Source organism: Pseudomonas sp. JS3066 (assembly GCF_036328175.1).
Lineage (GTDB): Bacteria > Pseudomonadota > Gammaproteobacteria > Pseudomonadales > Pseudomonadaceae > Metapseudomonas.
Map to the genome: position 1 here is coordinate 4,322,918 of NZ_CP143312.1, position 18,485 is coordinate 4,341,402.

General features: G+C 64.9%; 16 protein-coding genes and 1 pseudogene. 11 read left to right on the forward strand and 6 right to left on the reverse strand.

What is annotated here, in order from left to right; all coding sequences use genetic code 11:
- Positions 1–9: 9 nt before the first annotated feature.
- Positions 10–708: a tellurite resistance TerB family protein gene (locus SA496_RS20375; protein ID WP_153920788.1), complete on the reverse strand. Its 699-nt coding sequence runs from the start codon at positions 706–708 to the stop codon at positions 10–12.
- Between the two features lie 204 nt (positions 709–912).
- Between SA496_RS20375 and SA496_RS20380 the strand changes: the two genes are divergently transcribed.
- The 11 genes and pseudogenes from SA496_RS20380 (at position 913) to SA496_RS29315 (ending at position 13,146) form a co-directional block, all read left to right on the forward strand.
- Complete coding sequence (locus tag SA496_RS20380) at positions 913–1,824, forward strand: LysR family transcriptional regulator (RefSeq protein WP_120654805.1); 912 nt, start codon at positions 913–915, stop codon at positions 1,822–1,824.
- Positions 1,825–1,929: 105 nt separating this feature from the next.
- Positions 1,930–3,435, forward strand: a complete 1,506-nt coding sequence (locus tag SA496_RS20385; protein WP_178123536.1) for a gamma-aminobutyraldehyde dehydrogenase — start codon at positions 1,930–1,932, stop codon at positions 3,433–3,435.
- Between the two features lie 75 nt (positions 3,436–3,510).
- Complete coding sequence (ydcS, locus tag SA496_RS20390) at positions 3,511–4,662, forward strand: putative ABC transporter substrate-binding protein YdcS (protein WP_120654804.1); 1,152 nt, start codon at positions 3,511–3,513, stop codon at positions 4,660–4,662.
- A 156-nt stretch (positions 4,663–4,818) separates the two neighbouring features.
- Complete coding sequence (locus SA496_RS20395; RefSeq protein ID WP_120654803.1) at positions 4,819–5,844, forward strand: ABC transporter ATP-binding protein; 1,026 nt, start codon at positions 4,819–4,821, stop codon at positions 5,842–5,844.
- 1 nt (position 5,845) lies between these two features.
- Positions 5,846–6,796, forward strand: a complete 951-nt coding sequence (locus SA496_RS20400) for an ABC transporter permease (protein WP_120654802.1) — start codon at positions 5,846–5,848, stop codon at positions 6,794–6,796.
- On the forward strand, positions 6,786–7,592 hold the full coding sequence (locus SA496_RS20405; RefSeq protein WP_120654801.1) for an ABC transporter permease: 807 nt from the start codon (positions 6,786–6,788) through the stop codon (positions 7,590–7,592). Before SA496_RS20400 ends, SA496_RS20405 begins: the two co-directional genes overlap by 11 nt.
- A gap of 152 nt (positions 7,593–7,744) precedes the next feature.
- Positions 7,745–9,169: a gamma-aminobutyraldehyde dehydrogenase gene (locus SA496_RS20410; RefSeq protein WP_120654800.1), complete on the forward strand. Its 1,425-nt coding sequence runs from the start codon at positions 7,745–7,747 to the stop codon at positions 9,167–9,169.
- A 292-nt stretch (positions 9,170–9,461) separates the two neighbouring features.
- Positions 9,462–9,938, forward strand: coding sequence for an ester cyclase (locus SA496_RS20415; RefSeq protein WP_120654799.1), 477 nt, complete (start codon positions 9,462–9,464; stop codon positions 9,936–9,938).
- Between the two features lie 104 nt (positions 9,939–10,042).
- Positions 10,043–11,905, forward strand: coding sequence for an NAD(P)-binding protein (locus tag SA496_RS20420; RefSeq protein ID WP_330114378.1), 1,863 nt, complete (start codon positions 10,043–10,045; stop codon positions 11,903–11,905).
- Positions 11,906–12,111: 206 nt separating this feature from the next.
- A pseudogene (locus tag SA496_RS29310) lies at positions 12,112–12,336 on the forward strand (methyl-accepting chemotaxis protein); the annotation flags it as partial.
- Positions 12,337–12,645: 309 nt separating this feature from the next.
- Positions 12,646–13,146 carry a PDC sensor domain-containing protein gene (locus SA496_RS29315; RefSeq protein WP_442965093.1) on the forward strand — a complete coding sequence of 167 codons (501 nt, stop codon included), beginning with the start codon at positions 12,646–12,648 and terminating at the stop codon, positions 13,144–13,146.
- Positions 13,147–13,302: 156 nt separating this feature from the next.
- Here SA496_RS29315 and SA496_RS20430 read toward each other — a convergent pair whose 3' ends face one another.
- Genes SA496_RS20430 through SA496_RS20450 form a run of 5 tightly spaced genes read right to left on the reverse strand, consistent with a single transcriptional unit; the run spans position 13,303 to position 18,467 of the window.
- Complete coding sequence (locus tag SA496_RS20430) at positions 13,303–14,286, reverse strand: cysteine synthase A (RefSeq protein ID WP_120654796.1); 984 nt, start codon at positions 14,284–14,286, stop codon at positions 13,303–13,305.
- A gap of 38 nt (positions 14,287–14,324) precedes the next feature.
- A complete protein-coding gene (locus tag SA496_RS20435) occupies positions 14,325–14,774 on the reverse strand; it encodes a potassium channel family protein (protein WP_120654795.1) in 450 nt (149 codons plus the stop codon).
- 12 nt (positions 14,775–14,786) lie between these two features.
- On the reverse strand, positions 14,787–15,818 hold the full coding sequence (locus tag SA496_RS20440) for a DUF2955 domain-containing protein (protein WP_153917060.1): 1,032 nt from the start codon (positions 15,816–15,818) through the stop codon (positions 14,787–14,789).
- The gene (locus SA496_RS20445) at positions 15,808–16,938 is read right to left on the reverse strand and encodes an HlyD family secretion protein (protein ID WP_120654793.1); all 1,131 of its coding nucleotides are present in this window, start codon (positions 16,936–16,938) and stop codon (positions 15,808–15,810) included. Before SA496_RS20445 ends, SA496_RS20440 begins: the two co-directional genes overlap by 11 nt.
- Positions 16,935–18,467, reverse strand: coding sequence for an efflux transporter outer membrane subunit (locus SA496_RS20450; protein WP_442965094.1), 1,533 nt, complete (start codon positions 18,465–18,467; stop codon positions 16,935–16,937). The genes SA496_RS20445 and SA496_RS20450 overlap by 4 nt, the downstream gene beginning before the upstream one ends.
- Positions 18,468–18,485: the final 18 nt, after the last annotated feature.

Here is an 18,485-nt window from a genome sequence, read left to right on the forward strand (position 1 = left end):
TCGTCTTGTTCAGGCCAGCTCTTGCCGAACCTGACGCTCAAGCTCGGCCTTGAGCCCCGGATCGAGGCGCAGCTGGCGCGCCAGCTCTTCCAGATAGGCGCGCTCCATGAAGTGCTCCTCGTCCACCATCAGCACACTGGCCAGGTACATCTCGGCCGCCATTTCCGGGGTTGTGGCCGCGCGGGCCACGTCCATGGGGTCCAGCGGCTTGTTCAGTTCGGCATCCAGCCAGCGGCGCAGGTCTGCATCCTGGGTCAGTTTGGCCAATTCTTCTTCTATCAACTGGCGCTCACGGGCATCCACATGGCCATCGGCCTTGGCCGCAGCCACCAGCGCCTTGAGGATGGCCTGGCTGTGCTGTTCAGCCTGGGGAGCGGGCAGTCGATCGAGGGTCTGGGGTTCGCTTTGCGGCGCACCGGCCTGCTGGGCCTGCCAGTTGCCGTAGGCCTTGTAGGCCAGCACACCGAGTGCTGCCAGGCCGCCATAGGTCAGCGCCTTGCCGCCCAGCTTGCGAGCACTCTTGTTGCCGAGCAGAAGCCCCAGGGCGCCTGCCGCAAGCGCTCCGCCACCCGCACCTTTGAGCAGGCTGCCGAGGTCGCCGGAGTTGGACTTCCCGCCCGAAAAACCGCCGGATTTACCGGCGGTTTTCTGTTGCAGAAGGTCCTGGCCGGATTTGAGTAGTTGGTCGAGCAGTCCGCGGGTGTTCATGGAAACCTCCAGGTCAGTCCGAATTCACAGATCGACCGACTCTAGCCGGAGGGACTCCTCGCAGCAGTTCACAGAGTGCTTCGAGATATTGCTGCGGGCCCGCAGAGTGGCGGAAATCTGCATAACCATCTAAAAAAGCGAATCAACCGTTCAGATTTCGATAAACCCTAATCTCCGGCTGCCATCCAGACGCGAGCCACGCCCATGATGACCCTCCGCCAGATCCGCCATTTCATTGCTGTCGCCGAAACCGGCTCCATCTCCGCCGCCGCCCAGGCAGTGTTCATATCCCAATCCACACTGACCCTGGCCATCCAGCAACTGGAGGAGGAAATCGGCGTCAATCTGTTCAATCGCCATGCCAAGGGCATGTCTCTGACCCACCAGGGCCACCAGTTCCTGCGCCAGGCGCACCTGATCCTGGCGACGGTCGAGAACGCCAAGCGCAGCCTGCAGCAGAGCACTGACCAGGTGGCCGGCAGCCTCACCATTGGCGTGACCAGCCTGGTAGCCGGTTACTACCTGGCGGACCTGATTACGCGCTTCCAGCGCGCCTACCCCAACGTAAGGACCCGCGTGGTCGAGGACGAACGCCCCTACATCGAGCATCTGCTGGTCAGCGGCGAGATCGATGTAGGCGTGCTGATCCTCTCCAACCTGGAAGACCGCCATGCCCTGCAGACCGAAGTGCTGACCCACTCTCCACACCGTCTCTGGCTGCCGGCCCAGCACCCGCTGCTGGAACTCGACAGCATCGCACTGGCGGACGTGGCGGGCGAACCGCTGATCCAGCTCAATGCCGACGAGATGGGCCTGCACACCCAGCGAATCTGGTCCCGAGCGGGTCTGACGCCCCAGGTCACCCTGCGCACCGCGTCTGTGGAAGCGGTACGAAGCCTCGTGGCGGCAGGCCTCGGACTGTCGATCCAGCCAGACATGACCTACCGCCCCTGGTCGCTGGAGGGCGACATCATCGAAGCCCGTCCGCTGGTGGACCTGGGCGCCCCACTGGACGTGGGCCTGGCCTGGCGCCGCGGCACCGCACGCCCGGCGCTGGTGGACCCATTCCTCACCGTGGCGCGAGAGCAGCCGAATAATCGCAAGCCTTCGATTTAATCGAACGCCACTTTCAATATTTAGAATTTGTCGACCTCAAGCCCGACCTCTAGTCTCTCGTCTCCATAAGCAGAGGCATGCCGGGCCCATTCAGGGAGCACCGGAATGACCGAAGAACAAAAAACCGAGAAGAAAAGAGCCAGCAAGATGACCGGCGCCGCCAGCACACCCACCCTGCACACCGAACTGCTGATCGACGGCCAGCTCGTCATCGGCGAAGGGTTGGCCGAGCCGATCATCAACCCCGCCAGCGGCGAGGTCCTGGTGACCATCACCGAAGCGTCCATCGAACAGGTGGAAGTTGCCATCACTGCCGCCAATCGCGCTTTTGCCAGTTGGTCGCGCACCACGCCGGCACAACGCGCCACCGCACTGCTGGCCATTGCCGACGCCATCGAGAAACGCGCAGACCAACTCTCCCGCCTGGAAGCCCTGAACTGCGGCAAGCCGCTGCATCTGGCGCGCCAGGACGACATTCCCGCCACCGCCGACGTATTCCGCTTCTTCGCCGGCGCCGTGCGCTGCCAGCAAGGCCAGCTCGCTGGCGAGTACATTCCCGGCCACACCAGTCTGGTGCGCCGCGATCCGGTCGGCGTGGTGGCCTCCATCGCGCCCTGGAACTACCCGCTGATGATGGCGGCCTGGAAGATCGCCCCGGCGCTCGCTGCCGGCAACACGCTGATCTTCAAGCCCTCCGAGCACACCCCGCTGTCGATCCTGGCCCTGGCCCCCGCATTGGCCGAAATCCTCCCACCGGGAGTGATCAATGTCCTCTGCGGCGGTGGCGACAGCGTCGGCAGCCAGTTGGTGAACCACCCCCGCGTGCGCATGGTGTCGCTCACCGGCGATATCGTCACCGGCCAGAAAATCCTCCAGAGCGCCGCGCGCACCCTGAAACGCACCCATCTGGAACTGGGTGGCAAGGCGCCGGTGATCGTCTGCAACGATGCCGACATCGATGCCGTGGTCCAGGGCGTGCGCACCCATGGCTACTACAACGCCGGCCAGGACTGCACCGCTGCTTGCCGCATCTACGCCCAGGCCGGTATCCACGACCGTCTGGTAAGCGCGCTGGGCGAAGCCGTGGCCAGCCTGCGCTTCGCCCGCAAGCGCGATCAGGACAATGAAATCGGCCCGCTGATCAGCTCCCGCCAGCGCGACCGCGTGGCCAGCTTCGTCGAGCGCGCCCTGGGCCAGCCCCACATCGAGCGGGTCACCGGCGCTGCCGTGCACTCAGGCGCAGGCTTCTATTACCAGCCCACCCTGCTGGCCGGCTGCAAGCAGCAGGACGAGATCGTCCAGCGCGAAGTCTTTGGCCCGGTGGTCACCGTCACCCGCTTCGACGACCTGGCGCAGGCCGTGGACTGGGCCAACGATTCCGAGTACGGCCTGGCCTCCTCGGTCTGGACCCAGAACCTGGATAAGGCCATGCAGGTGGCCGCGCGCCTGCAATACGGCTGCACCTGGATCAACACCCATTTCATGCTGGCCAGCGAGATGCCTCACGGAGGGCTCAAGCGCTCCGGCTACGGCAAGGACCTGTCCAGCGATTCACTCCAGGACTACAGCGTGGTGCGCCACATCATGGCCCGCCACGGGAACGACTTTTAAGAGAGATAAACGGCCTTGAAGGCCGGCTGTACCTGCTTCATCTGCCCCGACCAATAACGAAAAAGAGGGAACAACATGTCCGTGCGCAAAACCGCCCTGCTCAGCGCAGTGGCCACCGCCATCCTCGCCAGCGGCAGCCTGCAGGCCGCCGAAGCCCTGAAACAAGTCGGCAAGGGCGAAGGCCAGCTCGACATCATCGCCTGGCCCGGCTACATCGAACGCGGCGAGTCGGACAAGAACTACGACTGGGTCACCCAGTTCGAGCAGGACACCGGCTGCAAGGTCAATGTGAAGACCGCCGCCACCTCCGACGAGATGGTCAGCCTGATGGCCAAGGGCGGCTACGACCTGGTCACCGCTTCCGGCGACGCCTCGCTGCGCCTGATCTACGGCAAGCGCGTGCAGCCGATCAATCCGGAGCTGATCCCCAACCTGAAGAACCTCGACCCGCGCCTGAAGGACGCGCCCTGGTTCACCGTTCAGGGCCAGCAATACGGCACCCCCTACCAGTGGGGCCCGAACCTGCTGATGTACAACACCAAGGCCTTCGCCAAGGCCCCGGACAGCTGGAGCGCGGTTTTCGAGCCGCAGCAACTGGCCGACGGCAAGGCCAACAAGGGCCGCGTGCAGGCCTACGACGGCCCGATTTACATCGCCGACGCCGCCCTTTACCTGAAATCCGCCAAGCCGGAACTGGGCATTCAGGACCCGTACCAACTGACCGAAGAGCAGTACACCGCCGTGCTCGACCTGCTGCGCAAGCAACATGGCCTGGTGCACCGTTACTGGCACGACGCGACCGTACAGATGAGCGACTTCAAGAACGAAGGCGTGGCCGCTTCCAGCACCTGGGGCTACATGGCCAACACCCTGAAGGCCGAAGGTCAGCCGGTAGACACCGTGTTCCCGAAGGAAGGGGTCACTGGCTGGGCCGACACCACCATGCTGCACGTGGACGCCAAGCACCCCAGCTGCGCCTACAAGTGGATGAACTGGTCGCTTGAACCCAAGGTCCAGGGTGACGTTTCCGCCTGGTTCGGCGCCCTGCCGGCCGTTCCCGCCGGCTGCAAGGCCAGCGCCCTGCTCGGTGCCGAAGGTTGCGCCACCAACGGCTATGAGCAGTTCGACAAGATCGCCTTCTGGAAAACCCCGCAGGCCGAGGGCGGCAAGTTCGTGCCGTACAGCCGCTGGACCCAGGACTACATCGCGATCATGGGCGGTCGCTGACCCCATGTCCTGCCCTCTCCCTGACGGGAGAGGGCGCTGTCCTTAGTCCTTTGAAACACCTTGCAAATGGCGTTTCCCTCACCCCAACCCTCTCCCAGGGGGAGAGGGAGCTATTGCCTGCACACCTGATTTTTCGCGTCACCGGAGCACCACACCATGACACTTGCTGTCCAGTTCACTCAGGTTTCCCGCCAGTTCGGCGAGGTCAAAGCCGTCGACCGGGTATCCATCGATATCAAGGACGGCGAGTTCTTTTCCATGCTCGGCCCCTCGGGCTCGGGCAAGACCACCTGCCTGCGCCTGATCGCCGGCTTCGAGCAACCCACCTCGGGTTCCATTCGCATCCACGGTGAAGAGGCCGCCGGCCTGCCGCCCTACGAGCGCGACGTGAACACCGTGTTCCAGGACTACGCCCTGTTCCCCCACATGAACGTGCGCGACAACGTCGCCTATGGCCTCAAGGTGAAGGGCGTAGCTCGCGCCGAGCGCCTGGCACGTGCCGAAGAAGCGCTCGGAATGGTCGCCCTGGCCGGCTACGGCGACCGCAAGCCCGCGCAGCTTTCCGGCGGCCAGCGCCAGCGCGTGGCCCTTGCTCGCGCATTGGTCAATCGCCCGCGCGTGCTGCTGCTTGACGAACCCCTCGGCGCATTGGACCTGAAGCTGCGCGAGCAGATGCAGAGCGAGTTGAAGAAGTTGCAGCGCCAGCTCGGCATCACCTTTATCTTCGTCACCCACGACCAGGGCGAGGCGCTGTCCATGTCCGACCGCGTGGCGGTGTTCAACAAGGGCCGCATCGAGCAGGTGGACACCCCGCGCAACCTCTACATGAAGCCGGCCACGCCTTTCGTTGCCGAATTCGTCGGCACCTCCAACGTGCTGCGCGGCGACCTGGCCCGCCAGCTCTCCGGTGTAGAGCAACCTTTCTCCATCCGCCCCGAGCACATCCGCTTCGCCCAGGGCGAGGTCGGCAGCCACGAGGTGGAAATCAGCGGCCTGCTCCACGACATCCAGTACCAGGGCGCCGCCACCCGCTACGAAATCCGCCTGGATAACGGCCAGAACCTCTGCGTCAGCCTGGCCAACAGCCAGTGGCAGGACGCCGCGCCGCTGCACCAGCAGGGCCAGGTGGTCACCGCTCGCTGGGCCCGCGATGCCATGGTCCAGCTGACCGAGGGTGCGTGACATGGAACTGACCCTCAACGCCGAGCGGCCGCGCGCCGCCAATGGCTTGATGCGCAGGTTCTCGGGCCTGCTGTATCGCCGTCCGACGCTGTACCTCTCGCTGCTGCTGGTGCCGCCGCTGCTGTGGTTCGGCGCTATCTACCTGGGCTCGCTGCTGACGCTGCTCTGGCAGGGTTTCTACACCTTCGACGACTTCACCATGACGGTGTCGACGGATCTGACCCTGGTCAACTTTGGCGCACTGTTCCAGGCCGCCAACTTCGACATCATCGTGCGCACGCTGAGCATGGCCATCGCCGTGTCCATCGCCAGTGCCGCACTGGCCTTCCCCATCGCCTACTACATGGCGCGCTACACCACGGGCAAGACCAAGGCGTTCTTCTACATCGCGGTGATGATGCCCATGTGGGCCAGCTACATCGTCAAGGCCTACGCCTGGACCCTGCTGCTGGCCAAGGGCGGCGTAGTGATGTGGTTCGTCCAGGCGCTGCATCTGCAGCCCGTGCTGGAACTGCTGCTGGGCGTGCCCGGTGTCGGTGGCAGCACCCTCTCCACCTCGCACCTGGGGCGCTTCCTGGTGTTCGTGTACATCTGGCTGCCGTTCATGATCCTGCCGATCCAGGCCTCCCTGGAGCGCCTGCCGCCGTCGCTGCTGCAAGCCTCTGCCGACCTCGGCGCGCACCCGCGCCAGACCTTCATGCAGGTGATCCTGCCGCTGTCCATTCCGGGTATCGCCGCCGGCTCTATCTTCACTTTCAGCCTGACCCTGGGCGACTTCATCGTGCCGCAGCTGGTGGGCCCGCCCGGTTACTTCATCGGCAGCATGGTGTACGCCCAGCAGGGCGCCATCGGCAACATGCCCATGGCCGCCGCCTTCACCCTGGTACCGATCGTGCTGATCGCCGTGTACCTGTCCATCGTCAAACGTCTGGGGGCCTTCGATGCACTCTGAGAAAGCGTCCTGGGGCCTGAAAGCGGCCGCCTGGGGCGGGCTGGCATTCCTGCACATCCCGATCCTGATCATCTTCATGTACGCCTTCAACACCGAAGACGCCGCCTTCAGCTTCCCGCCGCAGGGCTTCACCCTGCACTGGTTCAGCGTCGCCTTCGGCCGCGCCGACGTGGTGGAAGCGATCAAGCTGTCGCTGCAGGTCGCGGTCGTCGCCACGCTGATCGCCATGGTTCTGGGCACCTTGGCGGCCGCCGCGCTGTATCGCCACAGCTTCTTCGGCAAGGAAGGCATCTCGCTGATGCTGATCCTGCCGATCGCCCTGCCCGGCATCATCACCGGTATCGCCCTGCTCTCGGCGTTCAAGGAGTTGGGCATAGAACCCGGCCTGCTGACCATCGTCATCGGCCACGCCACCTTCTGCGTGGTGATCGTCCACAACAACGTGATCGCGCGCTTCCGCCGCACCTCCCATAGCCTCATCGAAGCCTCGATGGACCTGGGTGCCGACGGTTGGCAGACCTTCCGCCACATCATCCTGCCGAACCTGGGCTCGGCCCTGCTGGCGGGCGGCATGCTGGCGTTCGCGCTGTCGTTCGACGAGATCATCGTCACCACCTTCACCGCCGGCCACGAGCGCACGCTGCCGATCTGGCTGCTCAACCAGCTCAGCCGCCCGCGTGATGTCCCGGTCACCAACGTGGTCGCCATGCTGGTGATGCTGGTGACCATGCTGCCCATCCTCGCCGCCTACTACCTGACCAAGGGTGGCGAGAGCGTGGCGGGTAGCGGGAAGTAAACAGTTTCAGGCCGGCTCCCTATCCCTCGCTTTCTCCCCTCTCCCTCCGGGAGAGGGGCCGGGCGTGAGGGCGGTCCGAGCCACACCGATTTTCCCTCACCCCAACCCCTCTCCCAGGGGGAGAGGGGCTAGAACCGAACGAGGATCACCCCATGCAAACCAAACTCCTGATCAACGGCCAGCTCGTCGCTGGTGAAGGCCCCAGCCTCGCCGTGCTAAACCCGTCCCTGGGCACCGCCCTGGTGGAAATCGCCGAGGCCAGCCCGGCCCAGGTCGATGCCGCCGTGCGCGCCGCCGACGCCGCCTTCCCGGCCTGGTCGCAGACCTCGCCGAAAGACCGCTCCACCCTCCTGCTCAAGCTCGCCGACCGCATCGACGCCCACGCCGAAGAACTGGCCCGCCTGGAATCGCAGAACTGCGGCAAGCCCTACGCCGCCGCGCTGAACGACGAACTGCCGGCCATCGCCGACGTGTTCCGCTTCTTCGCCGGCGCCAGCCGCTGCATGAGCGGTTCCGCCGCCGGTGAGTACCTGCCCGGCCATACCTCGATGATCCGCCGCGACCCGGTCGGCGTGGTCGCTTCCATCGCGCCGTGGAACTACCCGCTGATGATGGCCGCCTGGAAACTCGGCCCGGCCCTGGCCGCCGGCAACACCGTGGTACTGAAACCCTCCGAGCAGACCCCGCTGACCGCCCTGAAGCTCGCCGAGTTCATCGCCGAGATCTTCCCCGCCGGCGTGGTGAACATGGTCTTCGGCCGCGGCCCGAGCGTCGGTGAACCGCTGACCACCCACCCGAAGGTGCGCATGGTCTCCCTCACAGGCTCGGTCGCCACCGGCTCGCGCATCATCGCCGGCACCGCCGACAGCGTGAAACGCATGCACATGGAACTGGGCGGCAAGGCCCCGGTGATCATCTTCGACGACGCCGACATCGACGCCGCCGTGGAAGGCATCCGCACCTTCGGCTTCTACAACGCCGGCCAGGACTGCACCGCCGCCTGCCGCATCTACGCGCAGAAAGGCATCTACGAGAAGTTCGTCGCCAAGCTCGGCGAAGCCGTCGGCAGCATCCGGACCGGCCTGCAGGACGACCCGAATACCGAACTCGGCCCGCTGATCACCGAGCAGCACCTGGAACGCGTCGAGGGCTTCGTCCAGCGCGCTGCCGCCGTGCCGCACATCCAGGTGGTCACCGGCGGCAAGCGTGTCGACGGCCCGGGCTTCTTCTTCCAGCCCACCGTGCTCGCCGGCGCCCGCCAGGACGACGAGATCGTCCGCCGCGAAGTGTTCGGCCCGGTGGTCTCGGTCACCGAGTTCGATAGCGAGGAGCAGGTGCTGGAGTGGGCCAACGATTCCGACTACGGCCTGGCCTCTTCCCTCTGGACCGCCGACGTCGGCCGCGCCCACCGCCTGTCCGCGCGCCTGCAGTACGGCTGCACCTGGGTCAACACTCATTTCATGCTGGTCAGCGAAATGCCCCACGGTGGCGTCAAGCACTCCGGCTACGGCAAGGACATGTCCATGTATGGGTTGGAGGATTACACCGCCATTCGCCACGTGATGTTCAAGCACTGATCCGGCCGCCGCTCGCTTGCTCGGGCGTTGTTGAGAAGAACGTCGAAATGCTCATGTACAACAGTACATTCCGCGTTCTCCGCTCTTCTCGCCTAGCCCGCGCGGCGTGAGCGACGCCCGGATTCGCGCCACCTGCTGTAGGGGCGATTTCATTCGCCAAGCAGGCCGCAGGCCTGCCCGGGGAAACCTTGGGGCAGCTACGCCGCCCTTAGCGATTGAAATCGCCTCCACAGACAAGCAAAGCAAGAACGTTCCACCCGCAGTACGCCTCACCCAACCAGGAGAACGAGCAATGCGTAATACCTTGCGTAATTTCAGCTTCATCCTGTTTTTCGCCATGGCCGGGATGGCCCAGGCGGCTGACGATGCCAAGGCCATAGTCGATGGCTACATGGCTGCCTGGAACGCCCACGACGTCGACAAGGCCGCCAGCTTCCTGGCCGAGGACGCGGAATACTTCGATGCCACCGTCGGCACGCCGCAGAAAGGTCGTGCGGCTGCCCGCGACAACGTCATCAAGGTGTTCATCGGCGCCGTGCCGGACCTGAAGTGGAAAATGATCAGCGAGCCCATCGTCAGCGCCGAAGGCATCGCCTTCCAGTGGGAATTCGCGGGTACCAACAGCGGTGCCTGGAGTGCCGAAACCCCGGCCACCAACAAGCCGCTGAAGTTCGAAGGCGTGAGCTTCGTACGCGTCAAGAACGGCAAGATCACCTACCAGGGCGACTACTACGATGCCCTCGGTTTCAACAAGCAACTCGGCTGGTAACCCCTTCACCGGTGCCCCCAATGCGGGGCACCGGTCTCCTCCCGCCCGGCTTCGCGCCAGCGTCGCTGCAAAGATCGAAAACAACTGCCTTGCAAGGATTCGCTATGACCATCACCCGCCGTGATTTCCTCAACGGTGTCGCCCTCACCATCGCCGCCGGCCTCACGCCCACGCAGCTGCTGCGCGCAGCGCCGTCCGGCCGCTACTACCCGCCGGCCCTCACCGGCCTGCGCGGCAGCCACCCCGGCGCCTTCGAAGTGGCCCACCAGATGGGTTGGGAGAAGAAGAAATTCGACACCGATGGCATGCCGGTAGCCGAGGAATACGACCTGGTGGTGGTCGGCGGTGGCATCAGCGGCCTGGCTGCCGCCTGGTTCTACCGCGAGAAGCAGCCCAATGCGCGCATCCTGATCATCGAGAACCACGACGACTTCGGCGGCCACGCCAAGCGCAACGAGTTCGAGGTCGGTGGCCGCATGATCATCGGTTACGGCGGCAGCGAATCCTTCCAGTCGCCCAACCACCTCTACAGCGAGACCGTGAATGGCTTGCTGAAGAAGCTCGGTGTCGACATCAAGCGCTTCGAGACCGCCTTCGATCGCAACTTCTACCCCAACCTCGGCCTGTCCCGCGGGGTGTTCTTCGACAAGGAGAACTTCGGCGTGGACAAGCTGGTGAGCGGCGACCCGACACCCATGGTGGCCGACGACATCGCCCCGGAAAAACTCAATGCCCGCTCCTGGCGCGCATTCATCAGCGACTTCCCGCTGCCCGAGGCAGACCGCCAGGCGCTGATCGATCTTTATGAAGCGCCCCGCGACTACCTGGCCGGCAAGACAAGCGACGAGAAGGAAGCCCACCTGGCCAAAACCAGCTACCGCGACTTCCTGCTCAAGGACGTTGGCCTGTCCGAGGGTGCGGTGAAGTACTTCCAGAGCCGCACCAATGATTTCTCAGCCCTCAGCATCGATGCCGTAGCTGCCTACGACGCCTACTACGTCGGCTTCCCCGGCTTCGCGGCGATGCAGCTGCCGCCCATTGGCGAGGAAGCCAAGGCGGAGATGGAAGAGCCGTACATCTATCACTTCCCCGACGGCAACGCCTCGGTGGCACGCCTGCTGGTGCGCGACCTGATCCCGGCCGTAGCGCCCGGCAAGGGCATGGACGACATCGTCCTGGCGCAGTTCGACTACAGCCAGCTGGACGTCGCAGGCAGCCCCGTACGCCTGCGCCTCAACAGCACGGCGGTGAACGTGAAGAACCGCGCCGGCGGCGTCGATATCGGTTACAGCCGTGGCGGCCAGCTGGCCAGGGTACGTAGCAAGCACTGCGTAATGGCCTGCTACAACATGATGATTCCCTATCTCCTGCCCGACCTCTCCCCCGACCAGGCCCAGGCTCTGAGTCAGAACGTGAAGTTCCCGCTGGTGTACACCAAGGTGGTGATCCGCAACTGGGAGAGTTTCCAGAAGCTCGGCGTGCACGAAATCTATGCGACCACGCAGCCTTACAGCCGGATCAAACTGGACTACCCGGTAGACCTCGGTGGCTACAACCACCCGCGGGATCCGAAGCAGCCCATCGGCCTGCACATGGTCTACGTGCCGACGTCGCCTAACTCCGGCATGGACGCCCGCACCCAGGCCCGCACTGGCCGTGCCAAGCTCTATGCGACGACCTTCGAGCAGCTCGAAGCGCAGCTTCGCGACCAGCTCCAGCGCATGCTCGGTCCAGGTGGTTTCGACCACCAGAAAGACATCCTCGCCATTACCGTGAACCGTTGGTCCCACGGCTACGCCTACTTCTCCAACTCACTGTTCGACGATGAAAAAGAGAGCGAGAAAACCATGCTCCTGGCGCGCAAGCCGGTAGGCAACGTGACAATCGCAAACTCCGACTCGGCCTGGAGCGCCTATGCCCACGCGGCCATAGACGAAGCCCACCGGGCGGTCAGCGAACTCGGCTGACAGGTCGAGGCCATCCGGGGTACGAGCGATCGGGCCCCGGTTTCGCGCCACTGCCTGTGGCGTCTTCCTGCCCCAATCCATTTCGGTAGCCCACCATGCAGAGCAGTACCCGACAGCCCCAGGCGCCCATATCGGACGACGGCGTCCAGGACAACTCCACCCTCGACCAGGTCAAGCTGCTGATCGACGGCCTGAACAGCCGCTGGAACGAGATCAGCAAGGTTTCCGACGTGATCCGCCAGATCGCCAGGAATACCAACCTGGTCGCCCTCAACGCCGCCATCGAGGCTGCTCGCGCCGGCGAACTCGGTCGCGGCTTCGCCGTGGTCGCGGACGAGGTGCGGCGCCTGGCCACCCAGTCGGCCAACGCCACCTCCGATATTGGCAACGTGGTCGCCACCATCCGCCAGGAGAGCGAAAAGGCCCTCGAGCAGGTGCAACGAGCGGAAAGCGCCTCAAAGGCGGAGACGGCTGCGGTCCTGCTCGCCCGAGAGGCGCAGCAATTGCAGAACCAGTTTGCGGTAATGGCTACTGCGCTCTATGGCCTCAAGCATTTCATCCTCGGCCTGCATGCCCAGGGCCTCGGCCCGCAGCGCGAGCAGATCGACGCCGTGATGCAGCAATTCCTGCTGCAAAACCCCGGTCTGCTGGCTTTCGCCTGTGCCAGCGAACCCAACGCCCTGGACGGCCGTGACGGCGAGTTCGCCAACCAGCCGGGGCACGACCATACCGGCCGCATCATGGCCTACTGGAACCGGGGCGCCGGCGCCATCCAGCGCGAGTGCCTGGTGGGCTACGACGGCGACTGGTACGAATTACCCCGGCGCAAAGGCCGCGACCTGTTCATGGAGCCCTACGAGTACACGGTGGCCGGCAACACGGTGCTGATGACCTCCTTCATGACCCCGATGCAGGCCGGCGGGCGCTTCCTCGGCATCCTTGGTGCCGACTACAGCCTGCAACAGCTTCAGGAGCGTCTGAGCCAGCTCAAGCCGTTCGGCAACGGCCACTACGCGCTGCTTTCCAACGCTGCCCACTACGTGACTCACCCGAATGAGAAGCGGCTGGGCACCCCGGCCAACGAACTTCCTGGCGATGCGCGCAGTGCAATTCGCGATGGCCAGACGTTGCGCTTCAAGGGCGCCGGCAACGCCATATGCCTGCTGCATCCGATTTTCGTCGGCAACTGCAATGCGCCCTGGTCGTTGCTGCTGCAGTTCGATCCTGATCTGGCTAGCTGAAGCAGAGTGACCCTCTCCCCCTTCCCTCTCACCTGATGCCCCGAGGCTCGCAGTACTGCCGAATCCCCCCTCCCCCAGAGGGAGGGGGCTTGAGTGAGGGGGAAACATCTCAAGCGTGTGCCAAGGCTGATCTGAAAGCCCCAGCGCAACGACAGCCTAGAACCCAGCCGCACCAGCCAGCCCCTTCTCCGCCAACCACGCCGGATTGAACAGCCGCCCCTGATAGAGCCCGCCTCGATCACAGAGCAGGGTCACGATCCGGTGCCCCGGCCCCAACGCGCGGGCCACCTGCACAGCCGCGGCGAGGTTGATGCCGGAGGAGCCACCGACGAACAGGCCCTCCTCCCGCAACAGGTGATAGACCATGGCCACGCAGGCGGGGTCGTCCACCTGCACGGCGTCGTCTATAGGCGTGCCTTCGAGGTTGGCGGTAATACGCGTGGTGCCGATGCCTTCGGTGATGGAGCTGCCTTCGGCCACCAGTTCACCGTGCTTCACCCAGTTGTACAGCGCGCTGCCCAGCGGGTCGGCGAGGACGATGCGGATGCCCGGGTCACGCGCCTTGAGGAACCGCGCCACCCCGGCCAAAGTGCCACCGGTACCGGTGGCGCAGACAAAGGCATCCAGCCGACCATCCGTATCGGCCCAGATTTCCGGGCCGGTCGTTTCGAAGTGGGCTTGCCGATTGGCGGTGTTGTCGAACTGGTTGGCCCAGATCGCCCCTGGCAGCTCGGCGGCCAGCCGTCCGGCGATCTTCTGGTAATTGTCCGGGTCCTTGTAAGGCCTGGGCGGCACCGGACGCACTTCGGCGCCGAGGGTACGCAACAGGTCGAGCTTCTCCGGGGACTGGTTGTCAGGAATCACGATGATGCAGCGATATCCACGCGCCGCGCAGATGTGTGCCAGGCCGATTCCCGTATTGCCGGCGGTGCCCTCTACCACGGTGCCGCCGGGATACAGCAAGCCCTGGCATTCGGCGTCGTCGAGGATGGAGCGCGCCGCGCGATCCTTTACCGACCCACCGGGATTGAGGAATTCGGCCTTGGCGAGGATGTCGCAACCAGTCTCGTTGCTCAGGCTTTCGAGACGCAGCAGCGGCGTGTTTCCGACACTGCCGATGAAACCTTCGCGGATCGCCATGCTGCACCTCCAGGCGAAGGCGGACTGACAGATACAGTCTAGTCGTCCTGCTTGTGCAGCCCTCGTGACATGTGGAGCTTGATGACTTCGGTCACCGCCGCAGTCATTACGGCGGTGGACACCCCGAACATGAGGATGCCGTTGGCGGCCTCCAGCGGTCCCAGCAAGCGCCAGGCGCCAGACATGACGATGTCGCCGTAACCCAGGGTCGCGAAGTTGACCGCCGAGTGGTAAAGCGCGGTTGCGAAGTCATCGAACTCACCAAGTAGCCGGAACAACGCCGCCCAGATCGCCATCTGCACGAAATTGCCCAGCAGCATCAGAAGCATCACCACGGCCAGGTATCCGGTGTTGCGCAATTGCGAATCATGCCCCTGCCAGAGCTTCCGATAACGCACGAAGTATTTCAGGCAGAGCGCCACGAAGTACGCCTGCATGAGGAGGCAGAGCAACATCACGGGAATTCCGACTAGCAGATTGAGCAACATGAAGCGACCTCGTCAGAGCGTGGAGCGCCGTTGCCGGCGGAAACGACGCCGATCGATCAGGTAAACCGCGGCGCAGGCATACAGGGTGACGGCGATGAACAGGCCCATGCGGACGGCGAAGGCGGTGTAGACATCCTTGCCCGCCGCGCTGTCCTGCACAGACTGGCCCAGCAGGATGATCAGCGTGATCAGGGTGTTGACCCAGAAACCCGGCGTCTGCGCCGTTGGGCTGAGACGATAGAGCTTTCGGGCCAGCAGCAGGCCGAACAGCAGCATCCAGAGGAAGAACATCCAGAGGTGCGGAAAGAGGCTCAACGCGCTCCAGAACAGCATGGCGAGCACGCCGCCCAGCAGGGTCGAGCCCAGCAGTTCGCGACCGGCCGTGCGTGCGCTGGCACCGCAGACCTGCTGGCCGAGGCTGACCGACTTCATGATCAGCGGCATGTAACTGGCCGGGTCGATAAGGGCCAGGAGGAAAGCAGGCAGCACCACCAACGCTGCGCGCAGCGCCACCCAGGCAGCCTCCACGTCCTCCAGCACCGGGCGCGCGGCGGGCGCCGGCGGCGCGGTTGGCTCGGGAAAGACCATATGGCTGAGCGAAACCACCAGTACAGCGAGCAGCACACCCTTGCCCAATGCCTGGATCACCGTCAGTGCCAACGCGAATTCGGCCGTGCCGGCGGCGCTGATCATGGTCAGGCCGATCACCAGAAACTGCGCCACCAGCGGGTTGCCGCCGCGCAATCCATAGCGAAAGCACAGGTACAGGCAGAGTGCGACCAGCAACACACCGCTCGCTGGCGCATGGCGCAGGAGTGGAATCAGCAACAGGCCAGTTCCGGTACTGAGCATGATCACCAGCGCCAGTCCCGGTCCGGCCTTCAAAGGCAGGGGACGATTGCCGGCGGTCAGCAGGACCAGGACGAAAATCGGCGCCAGGAAGGGAATCGGCAGGGCCAGGCCGAAGCTGATCGCCAAGCCCAGCGCCGTACCACTGGCCAGGCGCAGGGCGCGCTGACTGCGTGGGTCGTGCTCAGTAGGCATAGGACAGCCAGCTCATCATGCGAATGAACAGTCGGCCCAGCGGATTGAGGACGTTGCCTTCGCGGGGAAAGGCCATGACTTCGGCCTGGCCGCCAACACGCAGGCCGCGCAGTTCGTCGAGTTCGCCCGGCAGGAGCTCGACGATGACCGGGAATCGCTGGGCGGGCCGCAGCCAGTCACGGCTGTTCTCCACCGATGGCAAGCTACCGGGGGCCGGCGCCTGACCAACGCTGACGCCATAGCCGACGCTGCGTACCCGTCCTTTGAAAACTCGCCCAGGCAGGGCATCGAGCACGATGGCGACCGGAGCCCCCGGCTGGACGTGGCCCAGGTTGTTTTCAGTGAAGTCGGCGCTTATCCACAGGTCGTGGATGGCGATCAGGGTCATCACCGGGTTACCCGCCCCCACGTACTGCCCGATGTCGGTGCGAAGGTCGGTGATCAGGCCGGCCGAGCGTGCCCTGACCTGGGTGTTGGCCAGGTCCAGTTCGGCCTTTTCCAGGGCGGTGGCGGCACTGCGCAACTGCGCGTTCTCCGCTTCGCTGCCACCTTGCTGCTCCCGCGCACGCTGCACTTCGGCCCGCGCTGCCGCTACCTGGCTGATGGCCTGCTCGCGGGATGCCCGCGCCCCTTCCAGGCGCCGTACGGAGAGAGTGCCCGGGTCCTGCTGGTAGAGGCGTTCAAGGCGTTCGCTGTCCTGGCGCGCCTTCAGTTCGTTGGCCTCGGCGGCCCGCTGGGAAGCCAGTGCCGAATCAATGGCGGCAGTGCTCGCCCCCACCTGCCGGCGTACGGTTTCCAGGTCGGCACGGGCGCGGTCGACGGCAATCTGGTAGTGCGTCGGGTCCACTTCGAACAGCACCTCGCCCACCTTGACGTCCTGGTTGTTGCGAACGTGCACCTTGGTGACCCGGCCGGCTACTTCAGCGGCCACCGGCACCACGAAGGCCTGCAGTCGCGCCTGCTGCGTATAGGGGGTGAAACGATCGGCCAGCAGGTACCAGACCAGCGTCAGGACGATGACCAGGGCGACCCAGCGGGTCCCCTTCTTCGCGCCGTCCGCAGCCTTCTCGGGAGCGGGCTGGGCCGGTGGCTGCGGATTGGCCTGAAGAGAATCGGTCATGGTCGTTCACCTTGTTCGATCGGAGACGAGTCGGACGGCGCATCGGGCTCGTCCAGCAGGTCACCCCAATCGGTGCGTTGCTGCATCTGCTGGCGCGTACTGTCGTCGATCAACGGTCTCGTGCTGTACCAGCCACCGCCCAGGGCCTTGTACAGTCCGATCAGGTTGGCCACTGCGTTGCTGCGGCTGACCAGATAGCTGTCCTGCTGCTGGAATAGCTCCCGCTGGGCATCCAGCACCCGCTGGAAATCTGCGAAGCCTTCGCGGTACTGCGCCATTGCCAGGGTCAGGGAGCGCTCCGCCGATTCGGCAGCCTCGCGCCGGATGCGTTCGCTTTCGAGCGATTTGATCAGCCCGGTGGCGGCGTCGTCGGCCTCGCGCGCGGCCTGGCGCACGCCGTCACGGTAAACCTCGATGAGCTGTTGCAGGCGCGCATCCTGGACGCGCACATCGTTCTTGATCCGACCATGGTCGAACACGTTCCACACCAGGCTCGGCCCCGCGGCCAGGTCCAGGCTGTCGGAAGCGCCATCCAGGGTCGAGGCGCTCCAGCCGATGCTGCCCAGCAGGGTGATGGAAGGATAGAGATCCGCCTCGGATACGCCGATCAACGCCGACTGGGCGGCAACCGCGAGCTCGGCTGCGCGGACGTCGGGACGACGTAGCAGCAGGTTGGCGGGAACGTCCTGCAGCACCGCGCGATCCAGCAATGGAATGAGGCCCTCTCGTTCGCGCAGCTCCGGCAGTGGACCTGGCGGCCGGCCCACCAGCACGGCCAGGGCATTGCGCGTGCGAAGCACCTGGCTTTCCAGGTCAGGGATGGTAGCCAGGGTGCCGAGGTACTGGGTCTTGGCTTGCTGGAAGTCCAGCTCGTCGCTGTCACCACTGCGGAAGCGCCGCTCGGTGATCTCGAAGCTGCGCCGCTGCCGTTCGGCGTTGTCACGGGCGATGCGCAGGCGAGCCTCGAAGGTGCGCAGTGAGAAGTAGGTGTCCGCCACCTGGGCACGCAGCAGCACCAGCACGTCTTCGTAGTTGGCATAGGCGGCGAAGTAGGCCGCGTCGGCCGACTCGATGGCGCGGCTGAATCGTCCCCAGAAATCCAGCTCCCAGGCCGCGTCGAAGCCCGCACCGTATTGCCAGGAATGGCTGTCTTGCGGATTGCGCCCCCCGGATTGGTTGCGGTCCAGGTACAGCGCATCAGCACTGACCTGCTGCACCTGCGGATATCGGCCGCTCATGGCGATGCCGAGCTGCGCGCGCGCCTCCATCACCCGCAGGCCGGCAATTTCCAGGCTTGGGTTGTACGCGTCGGCTTCGGCAACCAGGGCATCGAGGACCGGGTCGGTGAACACTTGCCACCATTGGCGGAAGTCCGGCTGCGGGCGATCAAGGCTCGCCTGCGCGATGGCCGGACTGTTCCATTGGTCGATCCAGGGTTCGCGCGGCGTCTGGAAATCCGGTCCCAGACGCACGCAGCCACTGAGGCCAAGGGCTCCGAACAGGAACAGCCAGGTAGATCTGCCGGCCATGTACATGGGGAAGTCGGA

Coding starts and splice junctions, on each gene's coding strand:
- SA496_RS20375 (WP_153920788.1), bottom strand. CDS start 708: ATGAACACCCGCGGACTGCTCGACCAACTACTCAAATCCGGCCAGGAC.
- SA496_RS20380 (WP_120654805.1), top strand. CDS start 913: ATGATGACCCTCCGCCAGATCCGCCATTTCATTGCTGTCGCCGAAACC.
- SA496_RS20385 (WP_178123536.1), top strand. CDS start 1,930: ATGACCGAAGAACAAAAAACCGAGAAGAAAAGAGCCAGCAAGATGACC.
- ydcS (WP_120654804.1), top strand. CDS start 3,511: ATGTCCGTGCGCAAAACCGCCCTGCTCAGCGCAGTGGCCACCGCCATC.
- SA496_RS20395 (WP_120654803.1), top strand. CDS start 4,819: ATGACACTTGCTGTCCAGTTCACTCAGGTTTCCCGCCAGTTCGGCGAG.
- SA496_RS20400 (WP_120654802.1), top strand. CDS start 5,846: ATGGAACTGACCCTCAACGCCGAGCGGCCGCGCGCCGCCAATGGCTTG.
- SA496_RS20405 (WP_120654801.1), top strand. CDS start 6,786: ATGCACTCTGAGAAAGCGTCCTGGGGCCTGAAAGCGGCCGCCTGGGGC.
- SA496_RS20410 (WP_120654800.1), top strand. CDS start 7,745: ATGCAAACCAAACTCCTGATCAACGGCCAGCTCGTCGCTGGTGAAGGC.
- SA496_RS20415 (WP_120654799.1), top strand. CDS start 9,462: ATGCGTAATACCTTGCGTAATTTCAGCTTCATCCTGTTTTTCGCCATG.
- SA496_RS20420 (WP_330114378.1), top strand. CDS start 10,043: ATGACCATCACCCGCCGTGATTTCCTCAACGGTGTCGCCCTCACCATC.
- SA496_RS29315 (WP_442965093.1), top strand. CDS start 12,646: ATGGCCTACTGGAACCGGGGCGCCGGCGCCATCCAGCGCGAGTGCCTG.
- SA496_RS20430 (WP_120654796.1), bottom strand. CDS start 14,286: ATGGCGATCCGCGAAGGTTTCATCGGCAGTGTCGGAAACACGCCGCTG.
- SA496_RS20435 (WP_120654795.1), bottom strand. CDS start 14,774: ATGTTGCTCAATCTGCTAGTCGGAATTCCCGTGATGTTGCTCTGCCTC.
- SA496_RS20440 (WP_153917060.1), bottom strand. CDS start 15,818: ATGCCTACTGAGCACGACCCACGCAGTCAGCGCGCCCTGCGCCTGGCC.
- SA496_RS20445 (WP_120654793.1), bottom strand. CDS start 16,938: ATGACCGATTCTCTTCAGGCCAATCCGCAGCCACCGGCCCAGCCCGCT.
- SA496_RS20450 (WP_442965094.1), bottom strand. CDS start 18,467: ATGGCCGGCAGATCTACCTGGCTGTTCCTGTTCGGAGCCCTTGGCCTC.